This is a genomic window from Paenibacillus sp. JNU01 (assembly GCF_059130585.1).
This window is the reverse complement of the sequence record NZ_CP169723.1, coordinates 1093256-1110797: the sequence shown is the minus strand read 5'-3', so window position 1 is coordinate 1110797 and position 17542 is coordinate 1093256. Positions and strand designations below refer to the sequence as shown.

The following is a 17542-nucleotide window of genomic DNA, read 5'->3' as shown; positions in this document are numbered from 1 at the left end:
TTTTCAGTATGCGGAGCAGATGAAGTTTTCATGCTGGGAAAAGTGGATTACCTTTCATCCCGATCCAGAGGTCTGATTGTTCAAGCTGTGCAGCCAGATGTAATAACCAATCTTCACGTCCCTTGGTTGCCATCACTTGAACACCCATTGGCAAACCTTCAGGTGTGAGATGCAGAGGTACACTTATCGCAGGTTGGCCGGTCAGATTCGCAAGCTGGGTGAAAGGTGTATACGTAAGACTGGGCTCAAACATTTCATAGATGAGTTGTTGCTGCTGGGTCTTGTCCAATTCACTAATTCGCATCAGATTATGGATCTGTTCGTCGTGAGGTGTTAATTCTCCAATCTTAGGCGCAGAAAAAGCATTAACAGGTGTGACGTAGAAGTCATAACGCTCAAACAAGATAGACATCTGAGCTGCGGCTACATCCCATTCAGCTAAACTATGTACAAATTCTGCTGCGGACACCTTTTTTCCAGCTTCAGCCAGAACCCAGGATTCAATCTCCATATCATCGGAGGTCAGAGCCCGGCCCATGGAGCGTTCCATGGAAGAGATCATCGCGGCCATCTCTCCACTGTTCATCATGTAATAGTTCTCCATCAATCTGACTCCGTTGACTGGACTCAGCTTTTCTTCAACATGATGACCTTGGTCTTCCAACCAGCGAACGAGCTTGAATACAGACTCTTTGGCTTCTGCACTGACGGGTGTACCCACCGGTGAATCCGTTGTATATGCAATTTTCAGTTTGCGTTGATGTGGATAGTTCATATCTGCCAAGTAACTGCCTGGAAAGAGTGGAGCATGAAACGCAGCTTCAGGCTGTATGACTTGCAAAGTATCCAGCAATGCAGCACTGTCCCGAACCGAGCGAGAGAGGGCAAAATCAATCGATGCGCCTTGCCATTGACGACCAACTCCCGGTCCTACAGGTGTGCGCCCGCGGGTTGGCTTCAATCCAAACAATCCGCTAAAGGAAGCCGGGATACGAATCGAACCGCCTCCGTCACTGGCTCCAGCTAGGGGAACAATACCCGAAGCTACAGCGGCAGCGGCACCACCGCTTGATCCACCTGGCGAGTGATTGATATTCCAGGGATTGCGACTTGGACCATGGAGGCGGGGCTCTGTAATATTTTTCAAGCCAAACTCGGGGGTATTCGTATGTCCTATGATGATAAAACCCGCATCTCGGAGTCGAGTGACAAAATTGGAATTGCGTAATGCCCGATGCTCGCTGAACAGACGGGAGCCTGAAGTCAGAAATTCACCTTCCAAGGATTGCGAGATATCTTTCAGGAGTAGGGGCACACCGGCAAAAGGTTGTTCTCCAGGGCGAACCAAGCTTGCTTCCTCCCGGGCGCGAGTTTCGTATGTACGAATAACCGCATTGAGTTGCGGATTCACTTCTTCAAGGCGTGCAAACGCCGCTTCCAGCAATTCAACCGGGGATACTTCCCGGGATCGGATCAGTTCAGCCAAACCTACGGCGTCGTAGGAGGTATATGAGAATGAAGACATGATGATCGTTCCTCTCTGAATATAATTCATCTGTTTATTCCATATGTCATCGTACCACCGGATTGGACAAAAGACAAAACATTGAAGAGACGTAGTGCAATGATTTGCATATTCGATATGAGGTTGAAGGGAAAAGAGGGGAGGAGTTTCGATATCAGTTGCGATATCGAATAAAATAGGGGGTTAGTAGCTCGTATTACTCATTGAGAAAATGATCTAGTCATATCAATGGAGTGGAAATGAAAAAGCCATTGCTCATCTAATCCGATGTACAATGGCTTTCTTTTAATATTTGATAATTATTGATCTATATGTGATGTGGATATTACCTTACTCTGTTCGCAGCTTTGGTGCCGCATCGGCCACAGTGGATGATCTTTCTTGCTGTTTGGAAATGGCAAAGAGGGCAACCCAGATCAAGATGAAACCAAGCAACTGCTCCCATGTAATCAGTGTACGGAAAGCAATCCAGTTCACCAACACACCTGCCATCGGGAAGCTAAGCTCTGCGAGTGTTGCAACAGAAGCTTTGGTTGACGACAGACCTTTGTAATACAGCAGAAGACTTAGCAAACCTGGTAACAATGCCTGACCAAGAATATTGAGGATAACAGCAGTCTGTTCACCCGTTCCGGATGGAAACGTCCATGCCGCACCTTCGTTCCACGTCATAAAAATCAGGAGCGGGAGCGCAACGACAAAGCGAAGGGAGGTGACGGTTTCGTAACGCGCCTGTCCCAGCATCAATCGTCCCATAACGGTTGAACCTCCCCATAAGGCAGCAGCCCCAAGGGATAACAAGCTTCCAGCATGAATCCAGTTGTCCCAGTTACCTAATGGCAATGTGAAGCCGAATGTGAGCAGATACGTTCCTGCTAATGCGATGAAGAACAATCCACCGAAGCGACGTGGTAACGTCTCTTTCAATAACAGCTTAGCCAGCACGATAGCGAAGAGTGGTTGCATTTTTTGCAATAAAAGAACCGTGTTTGGATCATTATGCGTAAGTGCCATGGTGAACAACACCGTTGCGAGAGCTGAACCTCCCCATGAGATAAAGATCACGGCAATCCAGTGGCGAGCACGCAGGTTTTTCAGATCAGCCCGGAATTTCCACAGCACAGGAATGGCGATCAGACTGACAATGATATGTTCCACCAGTACAATCTGCGTGGATGTCATCGTATTTAGCAAAATAATGCGGAAGAGTGGGTCGACACCCCATAAAGCGGCGCCGAGAACTACAAGCCAGAATCCGGTATTACTTCGTTCCTTGCGGTAAACAGGTGATGCTGCTGATGTCTTTTCCATATTCAGGACTCCTTCGTCAGAACACGGAATCTTCAGTTGGCAAAATCGACAAAAGCCCCCGTTTTGGTATATACCAAATAAACGGGGGCTCATCCAAGGACATGCGTCAGGAAAGAGGCCTTCCCGTGAACGGCATGTCAATGTGTTGATCTTCTCTCATCCGGACTGTACCGTCGGCCTTGGATTCACACCAAGTCAGTCGCTAAATGTCCTTTGTTAAGAACAAATAGCGAGTCGCGGGCTGGTTCCGAAGAACATCACCGCCGGTTGGGAATTGCACCCTACCCCGAAGATCCTATTCAATTATATAGTGTGTTGAACAAGCTGTAACATTAATAAGTTCATCTTATTCCTGTAAGCGCTAGCAGTTCAAGCATTTTTTTTAGAAAACGATTTTCCAGCTTCCTTGCTGTCTGCGAAGCAGCACAATCTGTCCTGCGTGATAGGCATCATGAAGTATCCAGCGGGCAAGTTCGTGTACCCATTTCTCTTCGGAGTCCATATACGCAGCTTCAAGGTCTGACTCTTCAAGTGCAGCCAATTGATCTCGCAATTGTTGGGCTAATCGAGTTGTACTCTTCATCAGTGTATTCCATCCGGCTGTGTCCGTTGCATCTCCAGGATTGCCAAACGTGTATTCATTGGAGTCTACAGCAGGAAGGGTAGGTTCTTTACCTTGCATGCGACATAATAAGCGATGATTGTAATAATACATATGGTTAACCAACTGCCAGATGCTTAATCCTCCTGAGGGTGGAATCCAGGCTGCTTGCTCTGCTGTAAGACCTTCCAAAGACTTCGACAAAGGTACAATCCAATTGCATTGATCCCATGTATCATCCTTTTGAATCAGTAACACATCTAATGCTGTTGTTTTCGTCATTGCCGTTCCTCCTTGAGTATTATTGTGATGTATGACGTAACTAGCTAAAACTGATTAATGAGGTTACACTTAATATAACACATCAAAGACAGAGTGTAACCACCTTTATTGAATTAAGATGGTTACACTAAACGGAGGTAGACATGGACAGACTTTGGACTGATTTTGTAAACAGCGATTATCACGATTGGCGTGGGGGAGATCGATCGGAGGACAGGCTCGGGAAGGCGAACTGGCAGCAAGAATTTCTGGATCGATGGCAACTTCAGGCTTCTGTTCCTGCTTCTCCAGAAGATGAGTTATTGATGAGAGACTTCAGGAATGAATTGATGGCTCTTGGAGCCCGCTTGTCTTCTGGAGCATCATTAACGGATGAAGAACAACAATGGCTGAATGATGTTATGGAAGCAGGGTATGTAAAAAGAACATTGACTACAATTGATCAGGGACTGAAACTCCAACTAATAGCTGTAGAAGCTCATTGGCAACAGGTTATGGCTGAGGTAGCTGCTGACTTTGCAACAACGTTGGTGGAGGGAGAAGGGGGCAGAATTCGGATCTGTGATAATTCGGATTGCCGCTGGATGTTCTATGATGATACCCGAAGCAGAACTCAGAAGTACTGTGATGATAAGATGTGCGGCAACCTGATGAAGGTCAGAAGATTTCGAGCCAAACGCAAAACCCAAAATTGAAAAATATTAACAACAGCTATATAATGTATATATACTAGCGAAATAATAGTCAGAAGCAGTACGGGTTCGTATGCAGGATGTAATCGTCTTTCAAACCAAAATAGATGGGAGATGTGTCTTGTGAAGACAAGTTATCTGTTGAAAAATGGCTGCGTGTTGTCGATGGATGCACGGATTGGACAGTATAAAAGGGCGGACGTTCTAATTCAGGATTCATTAATCATGGCGATTCAACCCGACCTGGATATTCCGAATGTGGAGGTCATCGATGCTTCATCCATGATTATTATGCCTGGGCTGGTGGATACACATCGGCATATGTGGGAATCACTGGTCAAAACAGCGGGAACCAATTGGTCATTGCCTGTTTATTTGCAGAATCTCTATTATGGTGCGATGGGAAGCAAGCTCCGCCCACAGGATAGTTATATTGCTAACCTGCTCGGTTCCTTGGAAGCGCTTAATGCAGGTGTTACGACAGTGTTGGATTGGAGCATGCCGTATTCCTCAGACCATACGGATGAACTGATTCGTGGTCTTCAGGATGCGGGGATTCGGGCAGTATTTGCTCACGGAGTTCCTGGTGAGACGAACTACTGGAACCGGGATAGTCAACTGACATATTCAAACGATGTGCGAAGAGTCAAAGAACGTTATTTTTCATCACGGGATCAATTGCTTACTTATGGGCTTGCTATTCGTGGTCCAGAGTTCAGTCATTGGGATACAACGGTAAAAGAGATCGAACTGGCCCAAGAACTGGATGCCATCTGTTCCATGCACGCCGGATTTGGCAGCTGGGGATCGGTAGATCGCTCGATTAGTCACATGTATGAAGCGGGGTTGCTAAGTCCTCGAGTAAATATTGTTCATGGTAACACCATGGGTATGGATGAATATAAAATGTTGGCGGATAGCGGTGCTTCCCTGTCGGTCACACCTGAGGTTGAAATGATGATGGGTCATGGATACCCGGCCACCGGCTATTTTCTTGAACATGGGGGAACCCCTACACTTGGTGTAGATGTTGTCACGTCCACAGGAGGAGATATGTTCTCGCAGATGAAGTTTGCACTTCAGGCAGAACGATCCAGAGCCAACGAACAACTTCTGCAGCAGGGTGAGATGCCTGGTGAATTGAACTTGCAGTCCAGCCAAGTACTGCGATTTGCAACTTCGGCTGGTGCACAAGCATTGGGATTGGAGCAGAAGGTCGGTACGTTGACCCCAGGAAAGGAAGCAGATCTGATCATGATTCGTACTACGGATCTGAATCTGTTCCCCGTCCATGATCCAATCGGCGCTGTCGTTCAGTTCGCCAATCCTTCCAATGTGGATACGGTCTTTGTAGCAGGTAAACTCGTGAAGCGAGAGGGTAAGCTGCTCCATGTTGATTTGGACGCCATTCGTCATACCGCGATGCAGAGCCAAGAATATTTGTTATCCCAGTACCGGATGTCAGACGCGGAGAGAATTGCTTTTTCCTGATTCGCTTTTTCATAAAAGCCAAGAAATAGTTACTTCGTATTTTCATATACACCTCTAGCTGTATAAAGAGGAAAGGAAGAGCCATATCATGCGATGTGGCTCTTTTACATGCTTGCATATCGTCGAATTAGACAGGATAACGGAGGAAGGGACAGCGGAAAAAGACGAAAAAAGCTCTCATTCTCTTGGCTTCATATAACAGAGGGTTATAGATGATTTACTTAGAAAATTAGACTCATAAAAACTGCGCATAATATAAATTATACGCAGTTTTGTTTTAAATCAATTTTCATATTCAATCCCGTGCAACAGTTCATGATAATTTTCGCGAAAAAAGAACAAAATAAGAGATCCTAAAAAATAAATTTAACCAAGCAACGCGATAACGTGTGGAATTCGATAGGTTTTTATAGTTGATCGATAAGATAGAACAAATGACTTTTTCATAGAACAGATGGGAAACCATTTAATCTCTGCTGCATCCATAGCACATTCAAGATTCATGACGAGAGGAACATGACTATGCGTGAGAACGAACATCGATCTTCATTATTTCGTAAAAAACCAATTGCTTCGGAGGGAGATAACAGCAGTGCATTAAAACGGGCGCTCGGCCCCTTGGACTTAACCACACTTGGGGTAGGTGCAATTATTGGTACCGGGATTTTTGTGCTGACCGGTGTAGCTGCCGCAACGTATGCTGGCCCGGGTCTTGTACTGTCATTCTTGCTGGCAGGTATCATATGTGCCTTCGCTGCATTGTGTTACTCGGAGTTTGCCTCAAGCATACCGGCATCGGGTAGTGCGTACACGTATAGTTATACGGCTTTTGGTGAAGTAATTGCCTGGATTCTGGGATGGGATCTGATATTGGAGTATGGATTCGCGAGTGCGGCGGTAGCCAGCGGATGGTCGGGATATTTCCAAACGTTATTGTCCGGATTTGGATTGGAGTTACCACATGCACTGACGAGTGCGTTCAGCCCGGAAAAAGGAACCTATTTTGATATCACGGCTGCGGTCATTACGTTAATTATCACCTTCTTGCTAACCCGAGGGGTGAAGGAGGCGGCTCGTGCGAACGGCATCATGGTTGCGATTAAAATTATCGTGGTGTTGATCTTTATTGGTGTGGGTGTCTTCTATGTAGAGCCAACCAACTGGCAGCCATTCTTGCCCTTTGGTATCTCAGGCGTAACTGCGGGAGCAGCGACCGTATTCTTTGCTTATATCGGATTTGATGCGGTCTCCACAGCTGCAGAAGAGGTTAAGCGGCCACAACGGGATTTGCCGATTGGAATTATTGCGTCACTGGCGATCTGTACCGTGCTCTACATCGTTGTATCATTGATTCTCACAGGGATCGTGCCGTATAACATGTTGAATGTAAGTGATCCGGTGGCGTTTGCATTTGAATTTGTTCAATTAAAGGGATTATCCTGGATTGTATCTCTTGGAGCGATTGCGGGCATATCGACGGTATTGCTGGTCATGATGTATGGCCAGACACGACTGCTCTATTCCATGTCTCGTGATGGACTGCTGTCTCCCGTTTTCTCCAAAGTTAGTGGCAAGAGTCAGACACCAGCCGTAGGGACTTGGGTTGCGGGCATTATCGTGGCTCTGTTCTCCGGGTTCATCTCGCTGGGACACTTGGCAGAACTTACGAACATCGGAACGTTGTTTGCTTTTGCAGTGGTAAGTCTGGGTATTATCGTGTTGCGTAAAAATAACCCGAATCTCAAACGAGGCTTCCGCGTTCCACTTGTGCCGCTGATTCCGATTCTGAGTGCCTTGGGCTGTGTATACTTGATGACACGCCTTGCGGCTCTGACATGGATTACGTTTTTTGCCTGGTTAATCATCGGGTTGATTATTTACTTTGCGTATGGACGCCATTATAGTCATCTGAATCCGGCACGCCGAATCTCCAGTGCTATGAGAGCGAAGGATAAGTAAAGTAGACAAGCAGAGAACAGATTAAATCGAGAAATATCTTCTAGTTTCCTCATTTTGTATCGCTTAGGCGAAACGGGATGGGGATTTTTTATATAGAAGGACAAAGGGAGATAACAGCCGGAGAAGGTTGGTATTTTCTTCATATATGGGTAAGTATTAAGGGGCATGATTAACATAATTAGGGAGCCGGGGTTGCGGCTAAGCCAAATATGAAATATATTTGGGGATGTGACATGCCATCAGACAGAAGAGAGGGGATGTATCATGAACACACCATTACATACGAATTCAGAGCATCAAAATGCAGCGTTTGGATTTGCTTTGGCTGACTCAACCGTACTGTCGGAGGCTCAGTTGCTTGTTTCAGATTCAGAGGCTTCACAAACTTTACAGTTGGATATAGATCCACAGCGCCTTTTGAAGGATGGACGTAAAGTATCTGTCATTGCACAACCGTTGGAATCACCCGTCAATCGACAAGACGCCCATATCATCTATGGTCAGGAGCTGGCATACGTACAATATGCAGTTAACCTGAAACCAGATAGCACGATCTCTATTGCTTCAATTGAAGGTGTTGAACAGCCTGTTCATCTGGGTTGGTCAGCATTTACAGAAGGGGAATACGAACTTCGAATCTCCCTGCATATGAAAACACCCCGTATTGCTGAAGGCACGCTCGAACCTGAGCAGATTGCCATGGTTAAGTACGCGCAGGTGATTACCGTATATATATCGCTTTTCCCGGCAGAAGCAGCGTCGTTGAATTCACCATCTCAAGCTGTATGGAGCAGAAACCATCATGTATTTGACTCCTACGGTAGAGCAGGATTTATTCTTGCTGACCTGCCTCGGCTCGCTAAGCGTGTAGAAGAACTGATTGGACCGGGTAACCATAATCTGATTGAACAATTTGCGGAAGGGGATCTGTCAGATACTTTATTGGAAGAAGGTCTGATGGCGATGGCTTGGGGCGTGACTCCCTGGTGTTATTCACTCTATTCTGCACCAGACAAGCAGTCCGCTCGAATGATAGCTGTAGACAAGCTGGGGGATGAACCTGAACGGCAAGGGATCTACTGTATGGACACGTCCATTCAGCAATTAAGTATCGTGCCGGCGAATGAACTGGCTTACTGGCCTGCATGTGTTCAGAACGATTGGCCTGTTATCGATGTGGCAGGTGAAGGTGAGACTTTGCATATGGATCTGTATACTCAGATCTGTGAATCCGTGAATGGGCTGCATGAGAATCCATTGCCATCGTTTGTACTTACGCGCAGTCAAGGCAAACCCGAAGTGATCCTTCCGCTAATTGACGTTGTTATAGTGGATGAAACATAGGGTTTGTGTTCAGCAGAGCCAATTTTAACCGAATCGAGGTGACGTAGACAGATGATGACTGAGGAGATCCAGGAGCAGTATGCGGACGAGCTAGAAGCTTTTCACATATGGATGAAGGACGCCGGATATACAGGCCATACGGTAAAATCATACACAGGTGACGTGGTGGAATTCCTGGTCTCCATTCAAGGAAAGTCACTGGAGCAGGTCAAAAAGCTGCATGTGTTGTCTTTTCTGTCCCGTGCGCGGGAGCGTGGGGTTAGTGATGCCACGAGAAATCGCAAACATGCGGCGGTGAACTGCTTTTACAAGTCCCTCATTGAACTCGAATTGTTAACGAATAATCCGGCTTTTGGGATTAAGAAATCCAAAACCGAGAAAAACCGTGCGCCCGTTTTCCTGGATGAAAGTGGGCTGACACGTTTTCTGGAGTCGGTAGAAGGCAAGTATCGCACACGCAATCTGGCTGTTTTTCTGCTGATGGGGTATATGGGATTACGGGTTGGAGAAGTGCATGCTTTGGACTGCAAAGACTATAATGCGGAGCGGCGTACATTGGATGTATTTGGTAAAGGTCGTAAATGGCGCTCGCTACCTGTACCGGAGACCGTGGCAAACGTCTTGTCTCAAGCTATGGCAGAGCGTTTGGAACCTTGGCGACCGAAAGAGGAAGCATTGTTTGTCTCGCAAAAAGGAAAGAGACTGTCGATTCGCAGCATTCAGCTCATATCTACGGAAACCTTTGAACGCTTCCAGCAGGAATCACCAGCCAATCAGCGTCAAAACTACTCCAGTCATAAGCTGCGTCACTCCTTCGCGACCATGATGTTACGGCGCGGAGCCGACTTGCGAACGGTGCAGGAGCTGCTCGGTCACGCATCGATTCAAACGACAACTGTCTATACACATGTCACCAGTAGGGAAAAAGAAGAGGCTATGGCTCTGCTTGACGTTAAACTTCCGACATATTAAGAAATAAATAACGCTTATTTAATCTGAAGAGAAGTCTGTCCTATGGACAGGCTTTTATTTGTTTTCATGTGGAGGGGAGAATTAATAACATAATATATATTATGTTAACTTTATAATTTAAATAATCATAATCACATTCACAATCATAGTTATAATCAAAATCAAACCAAAGGGAAGCATCTGAAGCTTCTCTCTGGAAGACTCCAATGGTCCCTTTGGGTATGACAGATATGTTAAATGACAACGGTTAACATGCTTAATCGTTCACGACATGAATGATAAGCGGTCGGATTATTCCAAGCCAGCGATCTGTTCTTTTAATTTGTTAGCAGAAGCCTGGAAAGCCACTTTTTCGGTTTCATTCAACGGAAGAGGAAGGATCTCGCGCACACCGTTGCGATCAACAACACATGGAACGCCCAGATATACATCCGATACGCCATTGTAATCTTCAAGCAACGTGGACACGTTCAGGACGGAGCCTTCGTTGCCGAGAATTGCAGCTACAATGCGGTCCAGAGCAAGGGCGATTGCATAGGAAGTGGCCCCTTTGGCATTAATAATCTCATACGCTGCATTTTTGGTATGGTCGAAGATATCCCGCTGTGTTTCTTCATCCAATTCCAGATCTGTTCCTGCAACGTTAGCCAGGCTCCATACCGGTACTTCGGAATCACCATGCTCACCAATAATGTGGGCGTGAATACTACGTGGGTCGATCCCTTTATTCTTACCAATGAGGTAACGGAAACGTGCGCTATCGAGCAATGTGCCTGAACCGATGACACGGGAAGCAGGCCATCCGCTTTGTTTCCATGAAGTATAGGACAAAATATCTACAGGATTCGTTGCAATTAACAAAATACCATGAGAATTCACTTCAGTAATACGCTCAATAATTTCTTTGAAAATGCTTGCATTTTTCTTCAGCAGATCAATCCGGGTTTCGCCTGGTTTCTGGGAGGCACCTGCTGTAATAATAATGATATCTGCATCTTTGCAGTCGGAATAATCGCCAGCCCATACTTTCACGCCTCCCGTAAACGGAAGACCGTGGTTCATATCCAGCATTTCGCCGGTTGCCTTATCATGATTCACATCCACAAATACCAACTCGGACGAACGCTGTCTCAACATTAGCGTGTATCCCGTTGTTGTTCCCACCGCACCCATGCCTACAATCACGACACGACTTGGTTTCAATGCTGCACTATTTGTCATGTTCACATCCACTCCTTTTGGGTTATACTCCCATCCATATTAAGGGATTACAGAATAGAAAGCGAGTGTTGTCTATAAAATAGTTCACATTACATGTCTTTTTACCAATTATTCCGTCGAAAAACAATTTAGGATGAAATTAATGATAATAAATGTGCAACACCTAGCCCAGAGCTTCAGTTAAAAAGAGGGAGTAGGGCAGCCCTAGAGGGGGCAATGAGCCTTTTACACAAGGTTTGTGGTAGAATAGGAGCAGTGGATTCTGATGAATCGTAAATATAACGCCATAGGACAGGCATGCGCGCCTGTATATTGGATGAGAGAGGTGGAACCCACTTGCGTTTGCAATGGATCAAAATCGCGCAGACAGCATTGCTGTCTATAGGTATAGCAGCCTTACTGGCTGCATGCACCGACTCAGATCAACCTCCGGAAGCAGAACCTCCGCAGCAGCAGGAGGATTCCGGGAATACAGGGCAGACATTAACTGTCGTTCCCCCTGTCAACAGTACAGAATCTGCGGATATGGCCAAGTATCAAATACAGACCCGTTTGACCGATTTCCAGTTGCTTAATGACAATGGAGGGTTGGCATGGGGGGTGACGCGTAATGCGCTGCGTCTGTACTATACACAGGATCAAGGAAAGACCTGGACCAATATTTCACCTTCGGAAAATGTACAGTTTCCGGCTAACCCTCAATATGGACAAAGCATTTATTTTGTAGATCGTACGCACGGTTGGATTGTTCGCGAAGGCATGGGTGGAACAGACACCATGGTGCTTCGTACCAACAATGGAGGGGTAAGTTGGAGTCTATCATCGCTTTCCAAGACGGATAAAGTGACTGCGATCTCCTTTGTATCTCCTGAAAAAGGATGGATTCTCACCACGGTGGATACCGCTATTGGTAAGCAGGACAAGAAACTGTACTTTACCGAAGATGGTGGAATCACTTGGAACCGGATGTCATCGAGTGATGGGGATGGTACACCGAAAGCAGAAGAGATTTCTCAGCGTGGATACACAACAGGTATGACCTTCTCCGATCCGAAGCATGGTTTCCTAACGGCGATTGAGTTCGGCACACCGAAGTTGTACGTAACGTCAGACGGTGGAGAGAACTGGGATAAAGGACCATCTTTCTTTGATCGGAATAAATTCAACGGGTGTGGTAATTTTAGTGTCAGTTCACCCCAATTTTTTGGACGTGAAGCACAGTCAGCCTGGATGTCAATGTCCTGTTCTCAAGGGGAGAGCACGACATTTAATGGTTTTTTCACTACAGATGGTGGAAAGAGCTGGAAGTTATCCAATTTTACTTTGAATAAACAAACGGGTCCGAATCGTAACCTTTCACCGGTATTTCTGAACGCTCTAGAAGGTTGGGCGATGCAAAAGGGCATAACCTACCACACCAAGGATGCGGGCAAAACATGGAGCGCTCTTCCTGCGAGCAGTGTACTGGAGAAAATTCTTGAAGACTATCCGGAGATCGTGAAGATTCAGATGATTACCTCCAAACTTGGCTGGATATTGGTTGAGAATACAGATGCCAAAAGATCGTTGTTATTGCAAACGGTGGACGGCGGTGTACATTGGAAAGTGCTTTAAAAGTAGAGTGTTATCGATGTGATTAAATATAGGGAAAGTGAGGAGCCGAAAGGTTCCTTTTCTTTTTTGTTTATTTTGTGAAATAAATCACAAATAAAGTTGTTAGAAGGTGATATATTTAACTCAACAAGAGAAGGAGTGATGAAGATGAGAACCAACGGACAGACTCAATTCACGCAGGCGGATGATTTAACCAGATATATGCTTCAATTATGCTACACATGTGATGATGCCAATCGTTGTACGACAGAAGAAGCAGTGAAGGCTTGCATGGCAGAACACGCAAAGACAGACCAGCCCGAACCAGCCGAAGGTGGAGAAGTAACTCGCGGGTTTATGGATCTGATGTACGCTTAGTCATCAAAACTGATCAAAAAAAGGCTGATATATCAACGTTTTGCCCCCTGCTGGGGGCTTTCTTTTTTTGAAAACAACTGAAAAAATCACATTTCCACAGCGCACTCATATCACTTCACATTACTATGCTCGAAGGGAAAAATTAGTTTACGTACTTTCCATAATCCGGTATGGCAATACGGTCAAATTCATTAACCAGTTTTCTCAGACTTGTTGTTAGTAATTCACCAGACATCGGTAGTCCATGGCCAGTTACAGCAACCAATGGCTTTAAACTCTCAAGTTTAACAACAGATTGCTTTGCAGCTTCCCAATCTGTTGTTAAATAGCGAGGGGGTCCACTTATCTCCAATTCCTGATTTAATACTTTATACATATACTCTTGTTTTACAGTAGCAAAGGCGTCACCTGCGATTAATGCTCCGTCACTTTCCCTAAACAACGAAACATGACCGGGAGAATGTCCTGGGGTATGAATCCACCTAAATCCTGGCATATGGGGTACAGTTCCGTTCGGAGGTAACGTTTGTACATGACTTCCAAGGTTTATTGGTTCGTTAGGAAAAGCTGGGGACATCTTTGCTACCAAACCACCTTCAACCGTAGGGTCTGGTTCCGGGTAGCTTTTAACCCCTGTGAGGAAGGGGATCTCCAATGGATGTGCATAAACCGGAACTCCCCAGTGTTCTACGATTTCGATCACCCCTCCGACATGATCAAAGTGTCCATGGGTCAAAATTACTGCTTTGGGCCGGCTGTTTGCACCGAAACGTTCCTCAATGACAGAAATTATTTCATTTGCTGACTTTGGCATTCCGGCATCTACTAAAACGAACTCGTCAGATTTCGGGTTACCTACTAAACAGATATTTACAATTTGAATCGTGTAGCAAAATAAATCAGGTCGTATTTCAGTCCCCACACCACTTCCCACTGAAGTTACAGGAATAAACTTATAATCTGTACCGTAATTCAATTCTTCTTTCATTAGCTCATCCTCCTTATCGATGTTAAATTGACTTGCTGTAGTATACCCAGAAGTTTAGAATTATCCGATTTTGTACCCTTCCGCAGGCGGATTAGCAAACAATTAATGGACAAAACTAGCGCATCTTACATGCATGTCGCTGTGTAAAAAAATGAATCCATTATACCATCGGTATTTTTTAACTTATGAATATGTATCTCATGAACATGGAACTATACTTCTGGTGGTCATTAAAATTTGAAGGAGCTGTTTTGATGGGAATATTAAGTGGTAATCCAAAAAATGAACCTATGCATTACGGTGAAATCTTCAGCGTATGGCAATGTTCAACGGTTGCGAAGGGGGCACTTTCCTTTTACCAAGCATTTTCTAATCATGCAGGAGATAAAGATTTGAAAAAAATATTGGAGGCACTAATTGATCAAGCTAAACTTGAGATCAAGGAGTGTGATACTCTACTCATTGATAACGGAATTGCTACAACACCAGTTTTACCAGAAAGACCTCCAGTAAAACTGGAAGACATTCCTGTTGGTGCAAGGATTACAGATCCTGAGATAGCAGCAAGTATTGCTTCTGATACTTCAATGGGATTGGTTGCTTGTAGTCAAGTTATGGGCCAATCCATTAGAGAAGATATCGGAGCCTTATTTGCGAAATATCACGTTACTAAAACCGCGTTAGGCCTTCGTATTCTCCAAATGAGTAAAGAAAAAGGGTGGCTTATTCCTCCGCCTCTTCAAGTGAAAAGACCGGAAGCTGTGGAAGTTTAAAAATGAAAAAGGATCCCTGCTGACATTAAAAGTTAGCAGGGATTTTTATATTTTAAAATAAATTATGTTGCTGGATTGATATGTAACCATATATTATTCCATAGGACACCTCTCTCTAACTGCTCGATGCTTTCTTTCCGCTGCCCAAAGCAGGGAGGATGCGTAATATGATTCAATATATAAAAGATACTTTTTATAACTAAAACTCAGATGGGAAGTAATAAATCAACTTGTATAACTACAAACTTATGTCAGCGAAAAGATAGTAAGATGGGTCTGATATAACGCTTAGCTATATTCACGGAGAACGCTCCTGAGGTTCTTTTTGATTTGGAGTGAAATGTATGCGCTTTTAAATGTACTTCGCAAATATTGCAGCATGGGTTATTATAGAAATAATTAAGGTAATTTTCTCAAAATGTGGAATTGATTTAAGCCACCACTATCGAACCGTAAATTATCAACCTAAGTGAATACTTTGGCCAAAGCTGGATTTGCCATTGAGCAATTGATTGAGGAATCTGATGATGAATTAATGCAACTACAAAATAAAGGCATGAAAACTATAGTAGATAATAAGGGTGTAGCGAATGAAGATTAATCAAAAATATTCCTATGTTAATAAAGCAATCACTTCTGTTCTTGTACTTGTATTCATCATAATGACATGTCCGGGATCTGTGCGCGCTGAGGTAGAGCAGGTGGAGACAACACCCTCCAGAATTGCGTTGTCTTCACTAGAGGAAACGATTGATTCATATGTGGCCACGAATCAAAAGAAAACCGCTGCCGTATCGGTTGTAGCTATCAAGAACGGTGAGACGATTGTGAATAAGGCCTATGGTTACGCAGATTTTGAGCAAAAGAGACAGGCAGACACCTCTACTGTATTTGAATGGGGTTCAACCTCTAAACTGTTGGTCTGGACGAGTGTTATGCAACTTGTAGAGCAGGGGAAGCTTGATTTGGATACCGATATTCAGGAATATTTACCAGAAGGGTTTCTTAAGAAGCTTGAATACGATGCTCCCATCACCCTAAGGAACCTAATGCATCATAACGCAGGGTGGGAGGATAGATTGATCGATTTATGGTATTCATCCGAGAGTGATATTGTGGAGTTAGGTGAAGCTTTGCAAAAATTTGAGCCAAGGCAGATTGATCAACCTGGGAGTGTCGTTGCTTATTCAAACTATGGTACGGCTATGGCTGCTTACATCGTTGAAGTGCAAAGCGGACAACTATTTTATAAATATGTAAATGAACATATATTTAAACCGCTGAATATGAAAGAAACTTCGATGCACCCGTCACAACATGATAATCTAAACGTCTTGAAAAAGAGAAATGAGATTCAAGGGTACACTACGAGTCTGAAACTCATCCCTAAGAACAGAGCATACATAAGCTTATACCCTGCGGGGGCCGCCATTGGCACAGCAGAGGATGCAGCTAAATTTCTCGCAGCTTTAATGCCGGTGGATCATAGCAATTTATTATTCACGAATAAGGAAACGTTAGACGAGATGCTGTCACCAAGTCTATATTATGATGGAACTTCTAATCCTCGAATTGCACATGGCTTCTTTGAAGTGGAGTACTGGGTGCCTGCACTTGAACACGCTGGAAGTACGGCGGGATTTACAAGTAAATTTGTTATTGACCCGGAGTCTAAATTTGGGTTAGTGGTCATGACAAACCAGTCAAATGAAATGGCTTATAGCGTTGGTCTTGTTCAAAAAGTGTTTGGAAGTAGCTTCAGTACAAATTCGGTTACATCTGAGAGTGGAGGATATTATCTGCCTGCGCGACGGGTCGTTTCTGGTTTTACGAAGGCATATTCGATGTTAAGTCTGCAGAAGTATACAACATTTGACCTTAGTAACTTTGCAAATGTTGTTGAGCGTAACGGGACTATTGAGAAGGTCTCCATTCCTTATAATGACTTTTTGCCCGTATCCAACTTGACGATAAACTTGATCAAAGCATCTTTTATTGCGCTTGCAGTAGCCATCCTGCTCAGTTTGAGAGCGATAATTGGCTATTTTATTCGGTTATCCAAATACAAATTAAAAAACTGGGAAAGACCCGGTACAGGCTTTGATAAGTATCATATTGCTATTAATATTGCCAGTTTAGCATTGATTTTAAATACGACCCTATTGTTCATGCGAGCCTTAGGCTTTGCCCCCTATTCTTCATTACGCGTACATCTCATCTTAAACCTGGTTTATGTGATTCTAGCAGCAGCGTACCTTGTCTTGATGTTCTACAAGCTCCTGAAGAGAAGTTACAGCAAAAAGCAAAAGGCGGTATACATCATGTCTGGCATATCTGCTTTCCTATTTGCTACTTTTATTATGGGATGGGATTTGTACTTTTAGAGCGATATGCAACGTGCACTCAATCAGA

15 protein-coding genes and 1 riboswitch are annotated in these 17542 nt (G+C 44.5%); of the genes, 10 read left to right on the top strand and 5 right to left on the bottom strand.

Translation table 11 applies throughout. The features are described from left to right. Window positions 1-28: 28 nt before the first annotated feature. The 3 genes from NLBNIHML_RS04525 to NLBNIHML_RS04515 form a co-directional block, all read right to left on the bottom strand. Window positions 29-1525, bottom strand: coding sequence for an amidase (locus NLBNIHML_RS04525; RefSeq protein WP_494353874.1), 1497 nt, complete (start codon window positions 1523-1525; stop codon window positions 29-31). Between the two features lie 330 nt (window positions 1526-1855). Next, complete coding sequence (locus tag NLBNIHML_RS04520) at window positions 1856-2836, bottom strand: DMT family transporter (protein WP_339307844.1); 981 nt, start codon at window positions 2834-2836, stop codon at window positions 1856-1858. 144 nt (window positions 2837-2980) lie between these two features. Continuing rightward, window positions 2981-3134: riboswitch (FMN riboswitch) on the bottom strand. A gap of 84 nt (window positions 3135-3218) precedes the next feature. Next, the gene (locus NLBNIHML_RS04515; RefSeq protein WP_339234392.1) at window positions 3219-3719 is read right to left on the bottom strand and encodes a DinB family protein; all 501 of its coding nucleotides are present in this window, start codon (window positions 3717-3719) and stop codon (window positions 3219-3221) included. 143 nt (window positions 3720-3862) lie between these two features. Here NLBNIHML_RS04515 and NLBNIHML_RS04510 point away from each other — a divergent pair, with 143 nt between their 5' ends. The 5 genes from NLBNIHML_RS04510 (at window position 3863) to NLBNIHML_RS04490 (ending at window position 10177) form a co-directional block, all read left to right on the top strand. After that, the gene (locus NLBNIHML_RS04510; RefSeq protein WP_339234390.1) at window positions 3863-4414 is read left to right on the top strand and encodes a CGNR zinc finger domain-containing protein; all 552 of its coding nucleotides are present in this window, start codon (window positions 3863-3865) and stop codon (window positions 4412-4414) included. Window positions 4415-4534: 120 nt separating this feature from the next. Continuing rightward, window positions 4535-5902: an amidohydrolase family protein gene (locus NLBNIHML_RS04505; protein WP_494353873.1), complete on the top strand. Its 1368-nt coding sequence runs from the start codon at window positions 4535-4537 to the stop codon at window positions 5900-5902. A 522-nt stretch (window positions 5903-6424) separates the two neighbouring features. Continuing rightward, complete coding sequence (gene bcaP / locus NLBNIHML_RS04500) at window positions 6425-7861, top strand: branched-chain amino acid transporter BcaP (RefSeq protein WP_494353872.1); 1437 nt, start codon at window positions 6425-6427, stop codon at window positions 7859-7861. Between the two features lie 264 nt (window positions 7862-8125). Then, a complete protein-coding gene (locus NLBNIHML_RS04495; RefSeq protein ID WP_494353871.1) occupies window positions 8126-9205 on the top strand; it encodes a hypothetical protein in 1080 nt (359 codons plus the stop codon). A gap of 51 nt (window positions 9206-9256) precedes the next feature. Beyond that, a complete protein-coding gene (locus NLBNIHML_RS04490; RefSeq protein WP_494353870.1) occupies window positions 9257-10177 on the top strand; it encodes a tyrosine-type recombinase/integrase in 921 nt (306 codons plus the stop codon). Window positions 10178-10468: 291 nt separating this feature from the next. Here the strand turns inward: NLBNIHML_RS04490 and NLBNIHML_RS04485 are convergent, their stop codons facing one another. Then, complete coding sequence (locus NLBNIHML_RS04485) at window positions 10469-11398, bottom strand: L-lactate dehydrogenase (protein ID WP_494353869.1); 930 nt, start codon at window positions 11396-11398, stop codon at window positions 10469-10471. Window positions 11399-11734: 336 nt separating this feature from the next. Between NLBNIHML_RS04485 and NLBNIHML_RS04480 the strand changes: the two genes are divergently transcribed. Both NLBNIHML_RS04480 and NLBNIHML_RS04475 read left to right on the top strand, forming a co-directional pair. After that, window positions 11735-13012, top strand: coding sequence for a WD40/YVTN/BNR-like repeat-containing protein (locus tag NLBNIHML_RS04480; protein ID WP_494353868.1), 1278 nt, complete (start codon window positions 11735-11737; stop codon window positions 13010-13012). Between the two features lie 147 nt (window positions 13013-13159). Beyond that, complete coding sequence (locus NLBNIHML_RS04475; protein WP_494353867.1) at window positions 13160-13369, top strand: hypothetical protein; 210 nt, start codon at window positions 13160-13162, stop codon at window positions 13367-13369. A gap of 142 nt (window positions 13370-13511) precedes the next feature. Here NLBNIHML_RS04475 and NLBNIHML_RS04470 read toward each other — a convergent pair whose 3' ends face one another. Further along, window positions 13512-14357, bottom strand: coding sequence for an MBL fold metallo-hydrolase (locus NLBNIHML_RS04470; RefSeq protein ID WP_494353866.1), 846 nt, complete (start codon window positions 14355-14357; stop codon window positions 13512-13514). Between the two features lie 254 nt (window positions 14358-14611). Here NLBNIHML_RS04470 and NLBNIHML_RS04465 point away from each other — a divergent pair, with 254 nt between their 5' ends. The 3 genes from NLBNIHML_RS04465 (at window position 14612) to NLBNIHML_RS04455 (ending at window position 17514) form a co-directional block, all read left to right on the top strand. Next, window positions 14612-15130, top strand: a complete 519-nt coding sequence (locus tag NLBNIHML_RS04465) for a DUF3231 family protein (protein WP_342570247.1) — start codon at window positions 14612-14614, stop codon at window positions 15128-15130. 478 nt (window positions 15131-15608) lie between these two features. Further along, the gene (locus NLBNIHML_RS04460) at window positions 15609-15731 is read left to right on the top strand and encodes a hypothetical protein (protein WP_494353865.1); all 123 of its coding nucleotides are present in this window, start codon (window positions 15609-15611) and stop codon (window positions 15729-15731) included. Next, window positions 15721-17514: a serine hydrolase domain-containing protein gene (locus NLBNIHML_RS04455; protein WP_494353864.1), complete on the top strand. Its 1794-nt coding sequence runs from the start codon at window positions 15721-15723 to the stop codon at window positions 17512-17514. Before NLBNIHML_RS04460 ends, NLBNIHML_RS04455 begins: the two co-directional genes overlap by 11 nt. Window positions 17515-17542 lie beyond the last annotated feature (28 nt).

Excerpts from the sequence above, each read along its gene's own strand:
- NLBNIHML_RS04485 (WP_494353869.1), bottom strand. The coding sequence starts at position 11,398 with ATGACAAATAGTGCAGCATTGAAACCAAGTCGTGTCGTGATTGTAGGC.
- NLBNIHML_RS04465 (WP_342570247.1), top strand. The coding sequence starts at position 14,612 with ATGGGAATATTAAGTGGTAATCCAAAAAATGAACCTATGCATTACGGT.
- NLBNIHML_RS04495 (WP_494353871.1), top strand. The coding sequence starts at position 8,126 with ATGAACACACCATTACATACGAATTCAGAGCATCAAAATGCAGCGTTT.
- NLBNIHML_RS04525 (WP_494353874.1), bottom strand. The coding sequence starts at position 1,525 with ATGTCTTCATTCTCATATACCTCCTACGACGCCGTAGGTTTGGCTGAA.
- NLBNIHML_RS04475 (WP_494353867.1), top strand. The coding sequence starts at position 13,160 with ATGAGAACCAACGGACAGACTCAATTCACGCAGGCGGATGATTTAACC.
- NLBNIHML_RS04490 (WP_494353870.1), top strand. The coding sequence starts at position 9,257 with ATGATGACTGAGGAGATCCAGGAGCAGTATGCGGACGAGCTAGAAGCT.
- NLBNIHML_RS04510 (WP_339234390.1), top strand. The coding sequence starts at position 3,863 with ATGGACAGACTTTGGACTGATTTTGTAAACAGCGATTATCACGATTGG.
- NLBNIHML_RS04520 (WP_339307844.1), bottom strand. The coding sequence starts at position 2,836 with ATGGAAAAGACATCAGCAGCATCACCTGTTTACCGCAAGGAACGAAGT.
- NLBNIHML_RS04470 (WP_494353866.1), bottom strand. The coding sequence starts at position 14,357 with ATGAAAGAAGAATTGAATTACGGTACAGATTATAAGTTTATTCCTGTA.
- NLBNIHML_RS04515 (WP_339234392.1), bottom strand. The coding sequence starts at position 3,719 with ATGACGAAAACAACAGCATTAGATGTGTTACTGATTCAAAAGGATGAT.
- bcaP (WP_494353872.1), top strand. The coding sequence starts at position 6,425 with ATGCGTGAGAACGAACATCGATCTTCATTATTTCGTAAAAAACCAATT.
- NLBNIHML_RS04455 (WP_494353864.1), top strand. The coding sequence starts at position 15,721 with ATGAAGATTAATCAAAAATATTCCTATGTTAATAAAGCAATCACTTCT.